Annotated in this window: 12 protein-coding genes; 10 read left to right on the top strand and 2 right to left on the bottom strand. The window is 73.4% G+C overall.

What is annotated here, in order from left to right:
- The first annotated feature begins 10 nt into the window (after positions 1 to 10).
- From ACO229_RS09800 to ACO229_RS09785, 4 genes are all read left to right on the top strand, one after another.
- On the top strand, positions 11 to 1,240 hold the full coding sequence (locus ACO229_RS09800) for a substrate-binding domain-containing protein (RefSeq protein ID WP_423464744.1): 1,230 nt from the start codon (positions 11 to 13) through the stop codon (positions 1,238 to 1,240).
- Positions 1,241 to 2,116: a sugar phosphate isomerase/epimerase family protein gene (locus ACO229_RS09795; RefSeq protein ID WP_423464743.1), complete on the top strand. Its 876-nt coding sequence runs from the start codon at positions 1,241 to 1,243 to the stop codon at positions 2,114 to 2,116.
- A gap of 118 nt (positions 2,117 to 2,234) precedes the next feature.
- Positions 2,235 to 6,575: a ThuA domain-containing protein gene (locus ACO229_RS09790; protein WP_423464742.1), complete on the top strand. Its 4,341-nt coding sequence runs from the start codon at positions 2,235 to 2,237 to the stop codon at positions 6,573 to 6,575.
- A gap of 177 nt (positions 6,576 to 6,752) precedes the next feature.
- Entirely contained in the window at positions 6,753 to 7,472 is a 720-nt protein-coding gene (locus ACO229_RS09785; RefSeq protein ID WP_423464741.1) for a hypothetical protein, read from the top strand.
- A gap of 167 nt (positions 7,473 to 7,639) precedes the next feature.
- On the opposite strand, the gene ACO229_RS09780 is transcribed toward ACO229_RS09785, so the two are convergent.
- Positions 7,640 to 7,912, bottom strand: a complete 273-nt coding sequence (locus ACO229_RS09780; RefSeq protein WP_423464740.1) for a hypothetical protein — start codon at positions 7,910 to 7,912, stop codon at positions 7,640 to 7,642.
- Positions 7,913 to 7,951: 39 nt separating this feature from the next.
- On the opposite strand from ACO229_RS09780, the gene ACO229_RS09775 reads away from it, so the two are divergent.
- The 4 genes from ACO229_RS09775 (at position 7,952) to ACO229_RS09760 (ending at position 15,341) form a co-directional block, all read left to right on the top strand.
- Positions 7,952 to 9,874 (top strand): heavy metal translocating P-type ATPase, encoded by a 1,923-nt coding sequence (locus ACO229_RS09775; RefSeq protein WP_423464739.1) that lies wholly within the window; start codon positions 7,952 to 7,954, stop codon positions 9,872 to 9,874.
- A 169-nt stretch (positions 9,875 to 10,043) separates the two neighbouring features.
- Positions 10,044 to 12,737 (top strand): glycoside hydrolase family 97 catalytic domain-containing protein, encoded by a 2,694-nt coding sequence (locus ACO229_RS09770; protein WP_423464738.1) that lies wholly within the window; start codon positions 10,044 to 10,046, stop codon positions 12,735 to 12,737.
- Positions 12,738 to 12,836: 99 nt separating this feature from the next.
- Positions 12,837 to 14,315 (top strand): glycerophosphodiester phosphodiesterase family protein, encoded by a 1,479-nt coding sequence (locus tag ACO229_RS09765; protein WP_423464737.1) that lies wholly within the window; start codon positions 12,837 to 12,839, stop codon positions 14,313 to 14,315.
- Positions 14,316 to 14,393: 78 nt separating this feature from the next.
- Complete coding sequence (locus ACO229_RS09760; RefSeq protein WP_397430176.1) at positions 14,394 to 15,341, top strand: DUF808 domain-containing protein; 948 nt, start codon at positions 14,394 to 14,396, stop codon at positions 15,339 to 15,341.
- A 42-nt stretch (positions 15,342 to 15,383) separates the two neighbouring features.
- Here the strand turns inward: ACO229_RS09760 and ACO229_RS09755 are convergent, their stop codons facing one another.
- On the bottom strand, positions 15,384 to 16,112 hold the full coding sequence (locus ACO229_RS09755) for a GNAT family N-acetyltransferase (RefSeq protein ID WP_423464736.1): 729 nt from the start codon (positions 16,110 to 16,112) through the stop codon (positions 15,384 to 15,386).
- A gap of 340 nt (positions 16,113 to 16,452) precedes the next feature.
- Between ACO229_RS09755 and ACO229_RS09750 the strand changes: the two genes are divergently transcribed.
- Together ACO229_RS09750 and ACO229_RS09745 are read left to right on the top strand one after the other, a co-directional pair.
- On the top strand, positions 16,453 to 16,989 hold the full coding sequence (locus ACO229_RS09750; protein WP_397430178.1) for a MarR family winged helix-turn-helix transcriptional regulator: 537 nt from the start codon (positions 16,453 to 16,455) through the stop codon (positions 16,987 to 16,989).
- A 14-nt stretch (positions 16,990 to 17,003) separates the two neighbouring features.
- Positions 17,004 to 17,858, top strand: a complete 855-nt coding sequence (locus tag ACO229_RS09745; protein ID WP_423464735.1) for an EamA family transporter — start codon at positions 17,004 to 17,006, stop codon at positions 17,856 to 17,858.
- The last annotated feature ends 10 nt before the right edge of the window (positions 17,859 to 17,868 follow it).

Below are 17,868 nucleotides of genomic sequence, written 5' to 3'. Positions count from 1 at the left end.
ATCAAGGGAGATGGACATGCGACCGATCCGAGCACTGCTGGCGGGTACGGCAGCGGCAGGGCTGCTCCTGCTGACGGCCTGCACCACCGACGTACCGACCGACCAGGGCCCGGCCGCGCAGACCGGTCCCGCCGAGGAGGCCCCTGCCGACTCGGGCGCCTCCAGCGAGTGGTTCGTCCAGGCCGACTACGACCGTGAGCTCGCCCAGCGGGAGATCGAACCGGAGGGCCCGGCCGACCAGCCGTGGCTCCAGGCCATCGAGCCGGAGTACGTGGACACCGCCGGCCTGGCCAGCGAGGGCGGCGAGAAGACGCTGTGCTTCTCCAACGCGTCGGTCTCCAACCCGTGGCGGGTGACCGGCTGGATCACCATGCAGCAGCAGGTCGAGGTGCTGCAGGCGGAGGGCGTGATCGGCGAGTTCCGGGTCTCGGACGCCGCCGACGACGACAACAAGCAGATCTCCGACATCCAGGCTTTCGTCGAGGCAGGCGACTGCGACGCGATCATCGTCTCGCCGTCGACGACGGCGACCCTCACCCCCGCGGTCGAGGCCGCGTGCGAGAGCGGTGCCCCGGTGATCGTGTTCGACCGTGGCGTCGAGACCGACTGCATGGTCACGTTCATCCATCCGATCGGCGGCTACGCCTACGGCGCGGTCGGCGCGGAGTTCCTGGTGGACAACCTGGAGCCCGGCTCGACGGTCCTGGCGCTGCGCATCCTGCCCGGCGTCGACGTGCTGGAGCACCGCTGGGCCGCCGCCGACAAGGTGTTCTCCGAGGCGGACATCGAGGTGGTCGGCGTGGAGTTCACGGGCGGCGACGGCGCCAAGATCAAGGACGTCGTGACCCAGTACCTGCAGCGCGGCGAGGTCGACGGCATCTGGATGGACGCCGGGGACGGCGCCGTCGCCGCGGTGGAGGCGTTCGAGGACGCCGGGCAGCCGTACCCGGTCTTCGTGGGCGAGGACGAGATGAGCTTCCTGCGCAAGTGGGACGAGACCGGGATGACCGCCATCGGCAACGTGTACTCGAACTTCCAGTGGCGCACGCCGGTCCTCGCGGCGCAGAAGATCTGGGCCGGGCAGGAGGTCCCCGCCGAGTGGGTGCTGCCGCAGGAGCCGGTCACCGAGGCGGACCTGGCCGGGTTCCTCGAGGCCAACGCCGACATGCCCTCGCTGCACTACGCGAAGTTCGGCGGCGAGGACCTGCCCGGGTACCCCGAAGTCTGGACGGACCGCTGAATGGCCGGGGCGACCTGGCCGGTCGGCGTCAACACGTGGGTATGGACGTCACCGCTCACAGACCGTTCGCTGGCCGAGCTCGCGCCCCGCGTCGCGGCGTGGGGGTTCGACGTGCTGGAGCTGCCCGTCGAGCAGCCCGGCGACTGGGACCCGCGCCGCGCGGCACAGGTGCTCGCCGACCACGGGCTCGCGGCCAGCGTGTCGCTCGTCATGGGTCCGGGACGCGAGCTCGTCGCCGCCGACGCGGCCACCGTGCGGGCCACGCAGGACTACCTGCGGACGGTGGTGGACGCGGCGCACACGGTGGGTGCGCGCGTGATCGGCGGGCCGGCGTACGCGTCCGTGGGGCGCACGTGGCGTACCACGCCGCAGGAGCGGGCCGCCGCGTGCGCCGAGCTGGTCGAGCAGCTCGCGCCCGTGGTCGAGCACGCGGTCTCGGCCGGCGTCGTCGTCGGGCTGGAACCCCTCAACCGGTACGAGACCAGCCTGATCAACACCGTGGACCAGGCGCTCGCCGTGGTCGGCCCGCTGCCCGCCGAGGGCATCGGCCTGATGCTCGACGTCTACCACATGAACATCGAGGAGCGGGACCTGCCCGAGGCCGTGGAGCGGGCCGGCGCGCGCATCGCGGCCGTCCAGGTGTGCGGCAACGACCGGGGTGCGCCCGGCCACGACGGGATCGACTGGCCCGGCCTGCTGACGGCGCTGGACCGGGTCGCCTACCGGGGGCCGCTCGTCATCGAGTCGTTCACGGCGGACAACGCCACCATCGCCACGGCGGCGTCGATCTGGCGGCCGCTGGCCGCGAGCCAGGACGCCCTCGCGACCGAGGGCCTCGCGTACCTGAGAGGACTGATGCCCGTCGCACAGGTCTGACACGCGCCCGAGGTTTCCACGCGCGCTCGGCGCCGGCACGCCGGGCTGATCAACGCTCCACGTTTCCGCCGGGGTGTCCCGGCGGGTCCGCACGTCGATCTGCCCAGGAGGCAACACGATGACCGCAGCACGACGCCCCCGCTGGGGGAAGTCCGTGGCGGCCCTCGCCGTCGGAGTACTGGCGCTCACGCTCGCGCCCGTCCCGGTGGCCACGGCCGACCACGGACCGCACGCGCAGCCCGGGACCGAGGCCGTGGAGGAAGGCCGCGTCCTGATCTTCACCGCCACGACCCAGTACCGGCACGCCGAGGCGATCACGCAGGGCACCCCGGTGCTCGAGGCCGCGTTCGCCGAGGCGGGCATCGCGTCCGACCACACCGAGGACCCGGCCGTCTTCAACGACGCCGACCTGGCGCAGTACGACGCGCTGGTCATGTTCCAGGCCTCGGGCGACCCGTGGAACGCCGAGCAGAAGGCCGCGATGGAGCGGTACCAGCAGGCGGGCGGCGGCATCGTCGCGATCCACAACGCCACCGACATGCGGGGCAGCTACGCCTGGTGGGACGAGATGATCGGCTCGCTCATGCCGGGCCACGCGGCAACGGGGTCGAGCCCCGGCCTGCCCGGCACGGTCCGCGTCGAGGACCGTACCCACCCGTCGACCGAGCACCTGCCGCAGCGGTGGGACCGCGCCGACGAGTGGTACAACTTCTCGACCAACGTGCGCGGCGACGCGCACGTGCTGGCCACGATGGACGAGTCGACCTACGACCCCGGCGAGAACGCCATGGGCTACGACCACCCGATCTCGTGGTGCAAGGCGTACGACGGCGGCCGCGCCTGGATGACCGGCATGGGGCACTTCGGCGCGCACTACACGGAGGAGCCCGACTTCGTGCAGCACATCGTCGGTGGTGTCCGCTGGGCCGCGGGCCTCGCCCCGGGGGACTGCGGCGGCACCGACTGGGGCCAGTTCGAGAAGGTGTCGCTGGACACCAACACGAGCGCGCCGTTCGGGATCGACGTGGCGCCCGACGGCCGGGTGTTCTTCACGGAGCTGGTGCGCGGGCAGATCCGGGTGTTCGACCCCGCGACGCGGACGACGTCCACCGCCGTGACGCTCCCGGTGTACTCGGGCGGCGAGGACGGGCTGCTGGGCATCGCGCTCGACGAGGACTTCGCCACCAACGGGTACCTGTACCAGTACTGGTCGCCCGCGAGCGAGGACGACACCGACCCGGCGAGCTTCCACAACCGGCTGTCCCGGTTCACGGTGACCTCCGGTGCGGGCGGGGCGACGGTGATCGACCCGGCCTCCGAGAAGGTGCTGCTGGAGGTCCCGGCCCGGCGCCTGCCCGACGAGCCGGGGCACACGGGCGGTGGCGTCATCGTCGACCACGAGACCGGCGACCTCTACCTGGGTGTCGGCGACGACGTGAACCCGCACACCGAACCGTCGGGCGGGTACGCGCCGCTGTCGGAGCGGGACGGCACCTTCCACGACGCGCGGGCGACGTCCGCCAACACCAACGACCTGCGCGGCAAGGTGCTGCGGATCCGTCCCGAGGACGACGGCACGTACTCGATCCCGGAGGGCAACCTGTTCCCGGAGTCCGAGGACACCGCTGACCGGACGCTGCCCGAGATCTACGCGATGGGCTTCCGCAACCCGTTCCGGTTCGCCCTCGACCCGGCCACGGGCAACCTCGGTGTGGCGGACTACTCGCCCGACAACGGGTCCGACAACCTGGCGCAGCGTGGCCCGGCGGGCATCGCCGAGTGGAACCTGATCAAGGAGCCGGGCTTCTTCGGCTGGCCCCTGTGCATGGGCGACAACGAGCCCTTCCGTGACGTCGACTACCGGACCAGCCCTGTGACCGTCGGTGACTTCTTCGACTGCGACGCCCCGGTCAACGACTCCGTCCGCAACACGGGCCTGACCGAGCTGCCCCCGGCCCAGCCGGCGGACCTGTGGTACGGCTACCAGCGGTCCTCCGTGCCCGGTGCGATCAACCAGGGCGGCGGGCTGGCGCCGATGGGCGGCCCGTTCTACGACTACGACCCCGACCTCGACTCGGACACCAAGTTCCCGCAGTCCTACGAGGGCAAGGCGTTCTTCTACGAGTGGTCGCGGAACCAGGTGTTCACCCTTCAGACCAAGGACCCCGAGGCGGGACCGGGGCAGAGCGACGTCGAGAAGGTCGACCGGTTCCTGCCCGACGAGGACTTTCTCGCACCCATCGACGCGAAGTTCGGGCCCGACGGCGCCATGTACGTGCTCGACTGGGGCGGCGGCTTCGGCCGGGACAACCCCGACTCGGGCCTGCACCGGGTGGACTACGTGACAGGGTCGCGCTCGCCCGAGGCGACACCGACGGCGTCGCCGGACTCCGGGACGGCGCCGCTGGAGGTGACGTTCGACGGGACGGGCAGCACCGACCCCGAGGGTGAGAACCTCACCTACGCGTGGGACTTCGACGGCGACGGGACCACCGACTCCACCGACCCGACGGCCTCCTACACCTACACGGCCGACGGCGTCTACGACGCGCGCCTGACCGTCACCGACCCCGCGGGCAAGGACGGGACGGCCACGGTGCCGATCACCGTGGGCAACACGCGGCCCGAGGTCGACTTCGGGCTGCCGCCCACGGGCTCGTTCTTCGAGTTCGGCGACACCGTGTCCTGGGACGTCGACGTGATCGACGCGGAGGACTCGCCGGACGGGTCGCAGATCGACGACCAGCGCGTGGTCATCCAGCCGGCGCTGGGTCACGACGCGCACGCGCACCCGTCCGAGCCGCTCCACGGCCGCACGGGCTCGGTGGCCACCTCGCTGGGCGGCGGGCACGGGGCGGACACCAACGTGTTCTACGTGCTCGACGCGCGGTACGAGGACGACGGCGGGGCCGGCGACATCCCCGCGCTGACCGGCTCCGACACGACCCTGCTGTTCCCGCGGCAGCGGCAGGCGGAGTTCCACACGGCGCAGGAGGGCACCTCGACGGTGCCGAGCCGGGACGTCGAGGGCGGCGGCTCCGTGCTGGTCGGCGCCGACGGCGCGTGGGCCTCCTACGACCCCGTCAGCCTGCACGGTCTCGACGCCCTGACGCTGCGCGTGGCGTCCGCGACGCCGGGCGTCGTGGAGCTGCGGCGGGACGGGCCGGACGGCGAGCTGCTCGGCACCGCGGAGGTCGCGGGCACCGGGATCAGCGACTTCGCCGACGTGCGCGTCGACGTCGCGGACCCGGGGGAGAGCTTCACGCTCTACGTGGTCTTCCCGGGGGCGGGTGAGCGGCGCCTGAACTTCGTGGAGGCGGTGGGCAAGGGCGCCGCCGACACCACCCGGCCGGAGGTGACGATCACGGCACCGGAGGGCGGGTCGGACCTGGAGCACGGCCAGGTCGAGATCACGGCGGACGCGACCGACGCGGAGAACTCCGTCAGCCAGGTGGAGTTCTTCGTCGACGGCACCTCGGTGGGCGTGGACCAGACGGCACCGTACGCGGCGTCCTGGGACGTCACGGCCGACGGCAACTACGAGCTGACGGCGGTCGCGACCAACGACCGCGGGCTCACGACCACGTCCCGGGTGGTCCTCGCGCGGGTCGGCAACCTGTTCGACGGCATGCGGACGTTCAGCAACGCGGGCGGCGAGTTCGAGCAGCTGTCGGCCGGGCGGTACGTCATCGAGTCGGGCGGGGCCAACATGTGGCAGGGCACGGACGAGTACTCGACGATCTTCCGCGAGGGGTCGGACCGGCACTGGTCGGCCACGGTGAAGATCGTCAGCCAGGGCAACTCGGCCGGGTCCGCCAAGGCGGGGATCATCGTCCGCAACGACGTGACCCAGCCGGGTTCGTCGCCGGGCTACGCGGCGCTCGGCATCCGGCCGAGCGGTGGGTACGAGTGGTTGCGGGGCAACGCCGCGGGACAGCTCGTCGCCTCGTCGAACGGCGGCCCGACGGCGTACCCGGCCTGGGTGCGGCTCGTGCGCGACGGTGACCTGTACTCGGCCTACTGGAGTGCCGACGGCGAGACGTTCACCCAGATCGGTGCGCCGGAGGCCCTGCCGGGTGCCGCCGACGTGCAGGACGTCGGCCTGTTCGTCACCGCGCACAGCACGACGGCCCGCAGCGCCGTGGAGTTCCAGGACCTCACGTTCGTCGACGAGCCAGACCCGCCGGCGATCGAGGCCTCGGCGACGAGCCGGTGCACCGGTCCGCTCGCCCGCGTGCTCGTGACCGCGACGAACGTGGGGTCCGATCCCGCCCGGATCGAGCTCGGCACCGTGTACCAGAACGCGACCTTCGGGGACGTGCTGCCGGGCGAGACGGTGTCCCGCCTGTTCAAGGCCGGCTCACGGCAGGCGGACGCCGGGACCGCGACGGTGACGGCGGTCAACGGCCCCCACGAGGTGGTGGTCGAGGCGGGTTACGACGCGGTGCGGTGCCGATAGCGAGGTGACCTGACCGAGATCACCTGACCGAGATCATCTGACGAGAGGAGCAAGGACGTGCCGAGGACGAGGAGCAGGCCGCGTACCGGGGTGCGTCCGTCGAGCCGGGGCGGTGCCGGCCGCCCCGGACCCCGGCCACCGGTGCCTGCGCGGCGCCGGTGGCCGAGGTGGGGCGGCGTGGCGGTGGGGGCGCTGCTGCTCGCCGTCGTGGTGGTGGCGCTGGGGGTGGCGCTGGTGGTGCGGCCGTGGGAGGCCGCACCCCGCCCGCCGGGCGGGATCGAGGTCGATCCCGCCCGGGTGGCGGAGCTGGAGGCGGCCGAGGAGAGACGGAACACGGAGAACCTCGCCGCGGCCGGGGAGCTGGCGGTCTCGGCGCAGGAGCGCCTGCTGCCGGTCATGGACGGCCTGTACGAGGCGCTCCCGCTCGACGAGGGGGCATCGTCCGGCGTACCCGGCGCGGCGGACGGGGCGCCCGGCGCGCCGGACGGGGCGCCCGGCGCGGCGGACGGGGTACGTGGCGCGGCGGACGGGGTATCCCCGGACGCGGCCGACCTGCGCGAGTGGCGGGCCGTCGTCGACGACGTCCAGGAGGACGTCGAGGAGCTCCCGCCCGGCTCCTCCGAGCACAACATCGTGCGCAACGGCCTGCTGCTCTCGACCGGCCTGCTGGGGGACACGCTCGACGTCCTCGAGGTGGCCGGGGCCGCGGACGCCGGCGGCACCGGCCGCCTGTACGACGTCGCGGGCGCGCTGCGCTCGCGGGCCGTCGACGCGTGGGCCCAGGCCGCGGTCCAGCTCGACATGCAGTACATCGCGGCGGACCGCGGGCACCTGCACGCGTTCCTTCCTCTGCACTCGGGCATGTCGACGGAGGGGGAGCCGGAGCTGGGTCACTGAGCGGCGCCGGGACGCTCCGGGCAGGACATCGTCCCGCAGGTGTGTTGCTGTGGAGAGACATCGTCTACTCACAGCAACACACCTGCGTGGGAGTGGTGGTGGGAGTGGCGCCCCGGTCGGAAGGAAACACTTGACCTGGATACCCCACAGGGGTATATCTGGTTCTGTCATGCCTCGCCGAGGTGTGGCAGAAAGGGATGACCATGGCGCACGACCACGCGCACGGCGAGACCGCCGAGCGCCACCATGAGCACGTGCCACCCGCGAGCCACGCGGAGCACGCGGTCCACGGCGAGCACGCAGGCCACACCGGCCACACCGGCCACACGGAGCACGCCGGCGCCGGCCACGCCGATCACGCCGGCCACGCCGATCACACCGGCCACGTAGAGCACGCCGGCCACGGAGGTCACACCGGCCACGGAGGTCACGGAGGTCACGGCGACCACGTCGCCCAGTTCCGGCGACTGTTCTGGATCATGCTCGTCCTGGCGGTGCCGGTGGTCGGTCTGTCCGGCATGTTCGCCATGGTCCTCGGCTACGAGCTCCCTGACGCCGCCTGGGTCTCCTGGGTCTCGCCGGTGCTCGGTACCGTCATGTACGTCTGGGGCGGGCGGCCGTTCCTGACCGGCGCCGTGAGCGAGCTGCGCTCCCGCAGGCCCGGGATGATGCTGCTCATCGGGCTGGCCATCACCGTCGCGTTCGTCGCCTCCCTCGGGGCGAGCCTCGGGGTGCTGGACCACCAGCTCGACTTCTGGTGGGAGCTGGCGCTCCTGATCGTCATCATGCTGCTCGGGCACTGGATCGAGATGCGTTCGCTCGCGCAGACGACGTCGGCGCTCGACTCGCTCGCCGCCCTGCTGCCCGACGAGGCCGAGCGCGTCGAGGGTGACCAGGTGGTGACGGTCGCGCCTGCCGACCTGGTGGTCGGCGACGTCGTGGTCGTGCGGCCCGGTGGCAGCGTCCCGGCGGACGGCCGCATCACCGACGGCCGGGCGGAGATGGACGAGTCCATGGTCACCGGCGAGTCGCGCACCGTGTCCCGGGGGGCGGGCGAGCCGGTGGTCGCCGGGACGGTCGCCACCGACTCCGGTCTGCGCGTGGAGGTCACGGCCACCGGCGACGACACCGCCCTGGCCGGGATCCAGCGTCTGGTGACCGAGGCGCAGAACTCGTCCTCGCGCGCCCAGCGCCTGGCCGACACCGCCGCCGGCTGGCTGTTCTGGTTCGCCCTGGCGGCCGCGGCGATCACGGCGGTGGTCTGGTCGGCCGCCGGGATGCCCGACGACGCCGTGATCCGCACGGTCACCGTCCTGGTCATCGCCTGCCCCCACGCGCTCGGCCTCGCCATCCCGCTCGTCGTCTCGATCGCGACCGAGCGCGCCGCCCGCGGCGGCGTCCTGATCAAGGACCGGCTGGCGCTGGAGAGCATGCGCACCGTCGACACCGTGCTGTTCGACAAGACCGGCACCCTCACCGAGGGCAAGCCCGTCGTCACGGAGGTCAGCACCGCGACGGGCGTGGGTCTCGACGGCGACGCGCTGGTGGCGCTCGCGGCGGCGGCCGAGCAGGACAGCGAGCACCCCCTGGCCCGGGCGATCGTCCGTGCGGCGCAGGAGCGCGGCGCGGTCGTGTCGCAGGCCTCCGGATTCACGTCGTCGCCCGCCGTCGGCGTGACGGCGACGGTCGACGGCCACGAGGTCCGGGTCGGCGGGCCGCGCCTCCTGCAGGAGACCGGCCAGGACGAGCTCGGCGCCGCCGACGCGTGGCGGGCGGACGGTGCGATCGTCCTGCACGTCCTGCGCGACGGCGTGGTGGTGGGCGCGCTGCGCCTCGCCGACGAGGTGCGGCCCCAGGCGGCGGACGCCGTCCGGCGGCTGCACGGGCTGGGCGTGCAGGTGGTCATGATCACCGGCGACGCCGAGGCCGTGGCCCGCTCCGTGGCCACCGAGCTCGGCATCGACCGCTGGTTCGCGGGCGTCCGGCCCGAGGACAAGTCCGCGAAGGTGCTGGAGCTCCAGCAGGAGGGCCGCAAGGTCGCCATGGTGGGCGACGGCGTGAACGACGCCCCGGCGCTCGCGCAGGCCGACGTCGGCATCGCGATCGGGGCGGGCACCGACGTGGCCATCGCGTCGGCGGGCGTCATCCTCGCCAGCGACGACCCCCGTTCGGTGCTGTCGGTGATCGAGCTGTCCCGGGCGAGCTACCGCAAGATGAAGCAGAACCTGTGGTGGGCCGCCGGGTACAACCTGATCTCGGTGCCGCTCGCGGCGGGCGTCCTGGCGCCGGTCGGGTTCGTGATGCCGATGTCCGCGGGCGCCGTCCTGATGTCCCTCTCGACGGTCGTGGTGGCCCTCAACGCGCAGCTCCTGCGCAGGCTGGACCTGCGGCCCGGCTCGTGACCGGTGGGGCGGGGTCGTGACCGGACGACCCCGCCCCGCCCGCGGCCGGGGTGTTGACCGGTCGCCTCCGGCCTACCTAGCCTGTCCGGCGGCGCACCGGGCGCCGGTTGCCGGAGTCAAGGGAGACCTCGTGAAGCACCTACCTGCGTTCGGTCCTGTGTCCCAGCTGATGACAGCGGTGTCAGTGATCGCGCTGGCCGCCAGCGGCCTCGTCGTCGGCGGCACCGCGAGCGCCGCGCCCGTCACGGGCGCCACCGCGGCGGGCGACCCGCCGGACGGCGTCGACGTGTGGCGCGTGGACGGGCCGCGCGGCTCCGGGCTGGACGGCGTGCTGCGGCTGGACGATGCCGGGCAGGTCACGCTCGACGTGGTCGCCGACGGCGCCACGGTGCTCTCGGCGACCCGGCTGGGGCTGCGCGGCAGCGACGGTGACCTCACCACGGGCCTGACGTTCGTGAGCCGTCAGGACCGGCGGGTCTCCGACACGTATGCCATGACGACGGGCAAGAGCCTCCGCCGCTCCTACGACCACCGCGAGTCGGTCTTCACCTTCGAGGACGCCGCGGGCGCCCGGCTCGGCATCGCGGTCCGCGTGGCCCGCGACGGCGTGGCCTACCGCTACCTGCTGGACGGTGCCGGTGAGCACCGGGTGGACGACGAGTCCGGCGCGTGGGAGCCGGCCGCCGACGGACCCGCGTGGATGCAGCGCTCGTACGCCGTGAACTACGAGGCGGAGTGGGCCACCACCACGGCGGCGGAGGGCCACGGGGCCACGAGCGTCGGGTACCCGGTGCTGTTCCAGCAGGGCGACCGGTACGCGCTGGTCACGGAGTCCGACGTGCACGGTCAGTGGTCCGGCACGCACCTGGCGCACGAGCCGGGCACGCTGCGCTACTCCGTCGAGCTGTTCGAGGGGCGCCCGGTGACGTCGTCCGGGGCCTCGGCCGGTGGTGTGGCGAGCCCGTGGCGGGTGGCGGTGGTCGGTGACCTGCCCGGCGTCGTCGGCTCGAACCTGGTGGACGACCTGGCGACGCCCGCCGCGCTGGACCCGGGGGCGGACTGGATCCGTCCGGGCCGGTCGAGCTGGAGCTGGCTCACCGACCCGGCCAGCCCGCGCGACGAGGCGCGCCAGCGGGACTTCGTGGACCTGTCGGCGCGCAACGGCTGGGAGTACGTGCTCCTCGACGAGGGCTGGGACGCCACCTGGGTGCCGCGTACGGTGCGGTACGCGCACACCCGCGGCGTCGACGTGATCGTCTGGTTCCACAACCGCGACCTGCGCACCCAGGAGCAGCGCGACGAGTGGCTGCCCCGGCTCAAGGCGTGGGGCGTGAGCGGGCTCAAGGTGGACTTCATGGACTCCGACTCCCAGGAGATCCACCAGTGGTACGAGGACGTGGCCCGGGACACGGCACGGTACGAGCTGATGCTCAACTTCCACGGCTCGGCGCTGCCCACGGGCCTGCAGCGCACGTGGCCGCACATCATGAGCTACGAGTCGGTGCGCGGCATGGAGAACGGCGTGAGCCCCGAGCGCAACGTGGTGGTGCCGTTCACCCGCAACGTCGTCGGCTCCATGGACTTCACGCCGGTCGTGTTCTCCCGTGACAACGACAAGACGTCGCGCGCCCAGCAGGCCGCGATGAGCGTGGTGTACGAGTCGGGCTGGCAGCACATGTCCGACCGGCCCGAGGGGTACGACGCCGAGCCCGCCGCGCTGCCGTTCCTCCGGAACGTCCCGGCCCGCTGGGACGAGGTGCGGCTGCTGGGTGGCACGCCGGGGCGGGACGCGGTGCTGGCGCGCCGGTCCGGCGACCGCTGGTTCGTCGGCGGTCTGCGGGCGGGCTCGGGCGCCCCGCTCCGCCTCCCGCTCGCGGGCCTGGTCCGCGGTGCGGCCGTGGTCGACCTGCTCGCCGACGACGGCACGGACGGCTCGGCCACGGTGCACACCACGGTGCGTGCCGCCGCAGGACAGACGCTGGAGATCCCGACCGCGGACAACGGCGGCTTCCTGGCGGTCGTGTGCGCCGCGACCCGGCCGGGCGCCTCGTGCCTGGACGAGATCGAGGCGCGGCCCGCGGCGACGCTGGACGTCGAGCCGGTCGAGGCGGACGTCGAACCGGGCGGCACGGTGGCGGTGACGGCCGCGTTCACGGTGGCCGACCGCGACGTGACGCGGGTGCGGCTGACGCCGGACCTGCCCGCAGGATGGGTCGCGGACCACGGCACCGAGACGGTGGCCCGGCTCGGCGCCGGGCGCACGGCGCGGGTCACGTGGCGGGTCCAGGTGCCCGCCGACGGGGCCACCGGCACGTTCGAGCTGCCGGTCGACGTGGGCTACCGTGCGGGGCGGGAGCAGTTCACGGCGGCCGGCCAGGCCACCCTCTGGGTGACGCCGCCGGCCCTGACCGGCACGCACCACGTGTCCGACCTCGACTGGATCGACGAGACCAACGGGTACGGCCCGGTCGAGCGCGACCGGTCCAACGGGGAGGCCGCGGGCGGTGACGGCGGCCCGCTGCGGATCGCGGGCGTCACCTACGACAAGGGCGTGGGCATGCACGCCACCGGCTCCGTGACGGCGTGGCTCGGCGGCACGTGCACGCGGTTCACCGCGGTGGTCGGCATCGACGACGAGGTGCTCGACAAGCCGGGCGACACCGGCGTGGGCTCCGTGCGGTTCCAGGTCTACGGCGACGGCGTGCTGCTGACGGAGACGCCCGTGCTGTCCAACGACGACGGCGGCGTGCCGCTGGACGTCGACGTCACCGGTGTGCGGCGGCTGCGGCTGGTCGCGGACGAGGGCGGCGACGGCAAGAACTTCGACCACGCCGACTGGGCGGACGCGCGCGTGACCTGCTGACCGGCCACGACCTGCTGAGGAGCAGGGTTCAGCGAGTGTTCAGCCCCGCGCCGCCTGCCGGTCGCCCGTCCGGCCGGCGGCGGCGCGAGGCTCACCCTCATGAACACACGTCGTGGCGCCCGGGCGGGTGCCGTCGTCTCCGCCGTCGCGCTGGTGCTGTCGGGCACCGTCGCGTCCCTCGTCCCGCTCTCCACCGGGAGCCCGGCCGACGCCGTTCCCGCGCAGGCAGGCCCCGCGCAGGCCGTCTCTCACGGCGGCCCGGGCCTCGGAGGACGCACGGCCGCCGACCGCGCCTACCGCGACCTGCTCGACCACGGTCCCGACGCCAAGATCCTCACGGCGGCCCACCGTGCGCAGTGGCGCTCCGCACCCGAGAACAGCGCGCCCGCGATCCTGGCGGCGTTCGAGGACGGCGCGGAGATCGTCGAGCTGGACGTCCGGCTCACGGCCGACGGCGTGCCCGTGCTCATGCACGACACCACCGTGGACCGCACCACGAACGGGACCGGTCCCGTGGACAGCCTCACGCTGGAGCAGGTCCGTGGTCTCCGGCTCCGCGAGGGTCTGGGCGGCGCGCAGGCGGCGCTCACCGACGAGCGCGTGCCGACGCTGGCTGAGGCGATGCTCCTGGCCAAGGATCACGGCCTGGTCAACCTCGACAAGGGCTGGCCGTTCCGGGAGGAGATCTGGGACGTGCTGACCGAGACCGGCACGGTGCGCAACGGCCTGTTCAAGTCGGACGCACCCGTGGACCAGGTCCAGGAGTTCCGCGCCACGCACCGCGGCGCCGTCTACATGCACATGGTCACCGACGCGAACCTCGCGGACGTCGACCGGTTCGGCGACGACCAGCCCGTGGCCTACGAGGTCAACTTCGACAGCACCGCGGACGCCGTCGCGCGCCGTCCGTTCCTCGACCGGGTGGCGAGCGGGAGCCGGGTCTGGAGCAACACGATGTGGGACGGCCTGTCGGAGCGGATGACCGACGAGGCCTCGCTGATCGATCCGTTGCGCGGCTGGCAGGCGCTGGTCGAGGGATACCGCACCACGATCTTCCAGACCGACGACGTCGAGAAGATCGAGCGCTGGCTGCGCACCGGGGAGGGTGACCCGCTGCCGCGCGGCGCCGTCCGGGTCCAGGCCGAGGACTTCCTGCCCGGCGAGGGCGTGGGCTATCACGACCTGGAGCCCGCCAACCGCAGCAACCTCCAGATGCGCCCGGGGGAGGGCGTGGACATCCAGGACCTGGACGGCGCCGTCAGCCTCGGCTGGATGCGCGGCGGCGAGTGGCTCACCTATGCGGTCGAGGTGCCCCGGGACGGCGCCTACGAGGTGGCCGTGCGCGCCTCGTCGCCCTACTCGCCGGCGGGTACCTACACCGTGACGTTCGACGGCGGTACCGTCGGCCCGCCGGTCGAGGTCGCGAACACCACCAGCCACGCGAAGCAGGTGCTCCAGCCGAGCGGTGTCGCCCAGCGGCTGGAGAAGGGCACGCACACGCTCCGGATCGACCTGCCCTCCGGCGCCTACCAGAACTGGAACCTCGACTACGTGCAGCTCACCCCGCTGCGTCGGTGACGCCCGGGGCGGCCGTGTTGCATAGGCTGCGGGCATGACGACACATCGATCGCACCGGGAGGCGCCGTGGGCGGCCTGATGGGACTCCTGGACGACATCGCGGCGCTCGCGAAGCTGGCGGCGGCGTCCATCGACGACGTCGGCGCGGCCGCGGGGCGCGCGACCGCGAAGGCCGCGGGCGTGGTGGTGGACGACACCGCCGTCACGCCCCAGTACCTGCGGAGCGTCGCGGCGCAGCGCGAGCTGCCCATCGTGAAGAAGATCGCGATCGGGTCGATCCGGAACAAGCTGATCTTCATCCTCCCGGCCGCCCTGCTGCTCAGCCAGTTCCTGCCGTGGGCGCTGCCGATCATCCTCATGGTCGGCGGCACCTACCTGGCGTACGAGGGCGCGGAGAAGATCTGGCACAAGGTCTCCGGCCACCACGACGCCGAGGTGCCCGCCACCGAGGTCAGCCCCGAGGCGGAGCAGAAGATGATCGCGGGCGCGATCCGCACCGACCTGATCCTGTCGGCCGAGATCATGGTGATCGCGCTCGCCGAGGTGGCCGACCAGCCGTTCTGGTCACGGCTGGCGATCCTGGTCGTGGTGGCCCTGGTCATCACGGTCATCGTCTACGGCATCGTGGCGGCCATCGTGAAGATGGACGACGTCGGGCTGCGGCTCGCCGAGCGGGAGTCCGGCTTCTCCCGGCGGCTGGGCCGGGGCCTGGTCAAGGCGATGCCGCGGGTGCTCGCCGTGATCTCCGTGGTCGGCACCGTCGCGATGCTGTGGGTGGGCGGGCACATCCTGCTGGTCAACCTCGGTGCCGACGGCACCGGCTGGGTGCCGGCGCCCTATGAGTGGGTGCACCACCTGGAGGTGGCGATCCACGACGCGACCGGCGCTCTCGGCGGGACGCTGGGCTGGCTGTTCAACACGTTCTGCTCCGCCGTGGTCGGCCTCGTGGTCGGCGCCGTCGTGGTGGCCGTGCTGCACCTGCTGCCGTCCCGCAAGAAGGCGGAGGAAGCCCCGGCCGGCCACTGACGCCGGCACACCACGGACGCGGCGCGCGCGACCCCGAAGACGTCAGGCGGCGGACGGGGTGCGCACGGTCCCGAACTCGTTGCGGCGGCGCAGCACGAACCCGAGGCTCTCGTAGAGCCGGATCGCGTTCGTGTTGCCCGCCGCGGCGTGCATCAGCGCCCGGGCGCCGCGCTCGTGGACGTGGTGCACCACGTCGAGCACGAGGCGTGAGGCCAGGCCCTGCCCGCGGTACCGCTCGTCGGTGGCGACCGCGCTGATCTCGGTCCAGCCCGCAGGGCGCAGGCGTTCGCCCGCCATCGCCGCCAGCCGCCCGTCACGCCGGATGCCGACGTACCGGCCGAGCTCGTGGGTGCGCGGCAGGAACGGGCCCGGCTTGGCACGGGCCACGAGGTCGAGCATCTCCGGCACGTCGGCCTCGCCCAGCACGACGGCCTCCGGGTCCGGCCGGGCGGCGATCCGGTCGGTCTCGACGAGCTGCACGCCCGCGTGCAGCTCGCCGCGCGTCCAGCCTGCCGGCAGCGCCACCGACTCGGGCGGAGCGGGGAAGTCGGCGTCGTACCCGACCAGGTCGATGATCGCGGCCCACACGTCGGGGTCGTCCCAGGTCCGCACGGCGGCGAAGGGGGAGACGTCGACGGGGTACCGGCGCACGAGATCGCCGCCCTCGGCCAGGTGGGCGTGCTCGCCGGTGAGCGACGACCAGGCGGCGTCGTCCAGCACGGAGTCGTCGTAGGCCGGGGTGTCGAACGCGGGGTCTGTCAGGAGGCTCACGACGTCCTCAACTGCCTGTCGCGGCCCGGCATTCCGCCCCGTCCCGGGTAGGGCGGCGCCTCGGGGCCGGTGGTCCGAGGTCGAACGATGCCGGGCCAACTCTCAACCTGAGGTTGAACCTGAACCCAGTGCCGGCCCGACCTTCGACCCGTGCCTGAACCTTGGCCCGATGACGATCCAGGGCCCGCGGAATGCTGCGGGTCCGCGCCAGACGCGGCGCCCCGGATCCGGCCGGGTGCGCGGCCCGACGACGGTCTTCCGGGCCCGCAGCCGGCACACCTCCGAGCGCCTGGGCGACGCGGCCGTTGCGGTGACGTGGATCACTTGATATGCATGAGTCATGCATGACAGGACGGCGAACCTGCTCGGCGCGGCGTCCCTGGCGGTGACCGACGTGCTGCTGGGGGCGGCGACCGCGGCTGCCGCGACCGGACCCAGTGGTACGGCGGCCCTGGTGGTGCTGTCCGCGACCCCGGGCCTGTCCACCACCGAGCTCGGGCGCAGGGTCGGCCTGACCCAGTCGGCCGCGACGCGCATGGTGGACGCGCTGGTCGGGCGGGGGCTCGCCGAACGGCGTCCGTCCCTGGGCAAGTGGGTGACCGTCCACCTCACGCCGCAGGGTGCGCAGGCAGCGCGGTCGGTGCTGACCAGCCGGGAGGACCGGGTGGGCGCTCTGCTCTCCGCCCTGGACGCGGACGAGCGGGACACGCTCTCGGGGATTCTCGAGAAGGTGCTGACCGCCGTGTACGGCGAACGGCCGGACAGCCAGTGGCTGTGCCGGCTGTGCGACCGGGAGTCGTGCCTGGACGGCGGTGCGGACCACTGCCCGGTCGGGGCCGCCGAGCGGGAGGCGCAGGCGAGAGCGCCGGAGGCGTAGCCCGGGATGACACCGTGACCGAGGTCCTGGCGCTGCTGTCGGCCCTGTGCTTCGGGCTGACGCACTTCGTCAACGGTGTCGTGTCCCGCACCTGGAACGGCGTGACGGTGGCGGCCGTCGCACAGGTGGGCGGCACGGTGCTCAGCGTCCCGGTCGCCGTCCTGCTGCCCGCGGGGCACCCGACGGCGGGGACCCTCTGGTGGGGCGTGCTGTCCGGGCTCGGCACCGGTGTCGGGGTCGCGTTCCTCTACCGGGCGATGAGCCGGGGGCCGATGAGCGTCGTCGCCCCGGTGAGCGACCTGGCCGGGGTGGCGCTCCCGGTCGTGGTGGGTGTCACGCTGCTGCACGAGCGGCCCTCGCCGCTCGCCGTCGCCGGGATCCTCCTGGCGCTGGTGGCGGTCTGGCTGGTCTCGCGCCGCCGTCCGGCACCCGGTGCGGGCGGCTCGCGCGGCGTGCGGCGCACGGTCGACGGCGTGCCGGACGCGCTGCTCGCCGGTGTGGGCATCGCCGCGCACTTCGTCGCCGTCGCCCGCATCCCCGCCGAGGCCGGGGCGTGGCCCCTCGTGGCGAGCCGCGGGGTCTCCGTCGTCGTCATCGTCGCCCTGGCCGTGGCGCTCGGTGCGCCGGCGCGCCTGTCCCGGCGCGCCACGTGGGCGGCCCTCGTGGCGGGTGGCGTCGGGACGGTCGCCACCGTCCTGTACTGGGCGGCGGTCGCCGAGGGCCTGCTGACCACCACGACCGTCCTGGCGTCGCTGTACCCGGCCGTCCCCGTGCTGCTTGCGGTGGTGCTCCTGCGCGAGCGGCTGTCGGCGGGCCAGGTGTCCGGGCTGGTGGTGGCCGGTGCGGCGGTGGTGCTCATCGCGGTGTAGGCGGGCGCCA

This window comes from Promicromonospora sp. MS192 (genome assembly GCF_049532985.1).
GTDB lineage: Bacteria > Actinomycetota > Actinomycetes > Actinomycetales > Cellulomonadaceae > Promicromonospora.
The sequence above is the reverse complement of the archived record's forward strand: the minus strand, read 5'-3'. Positions and strand labels throughout refer to the sequence as shown.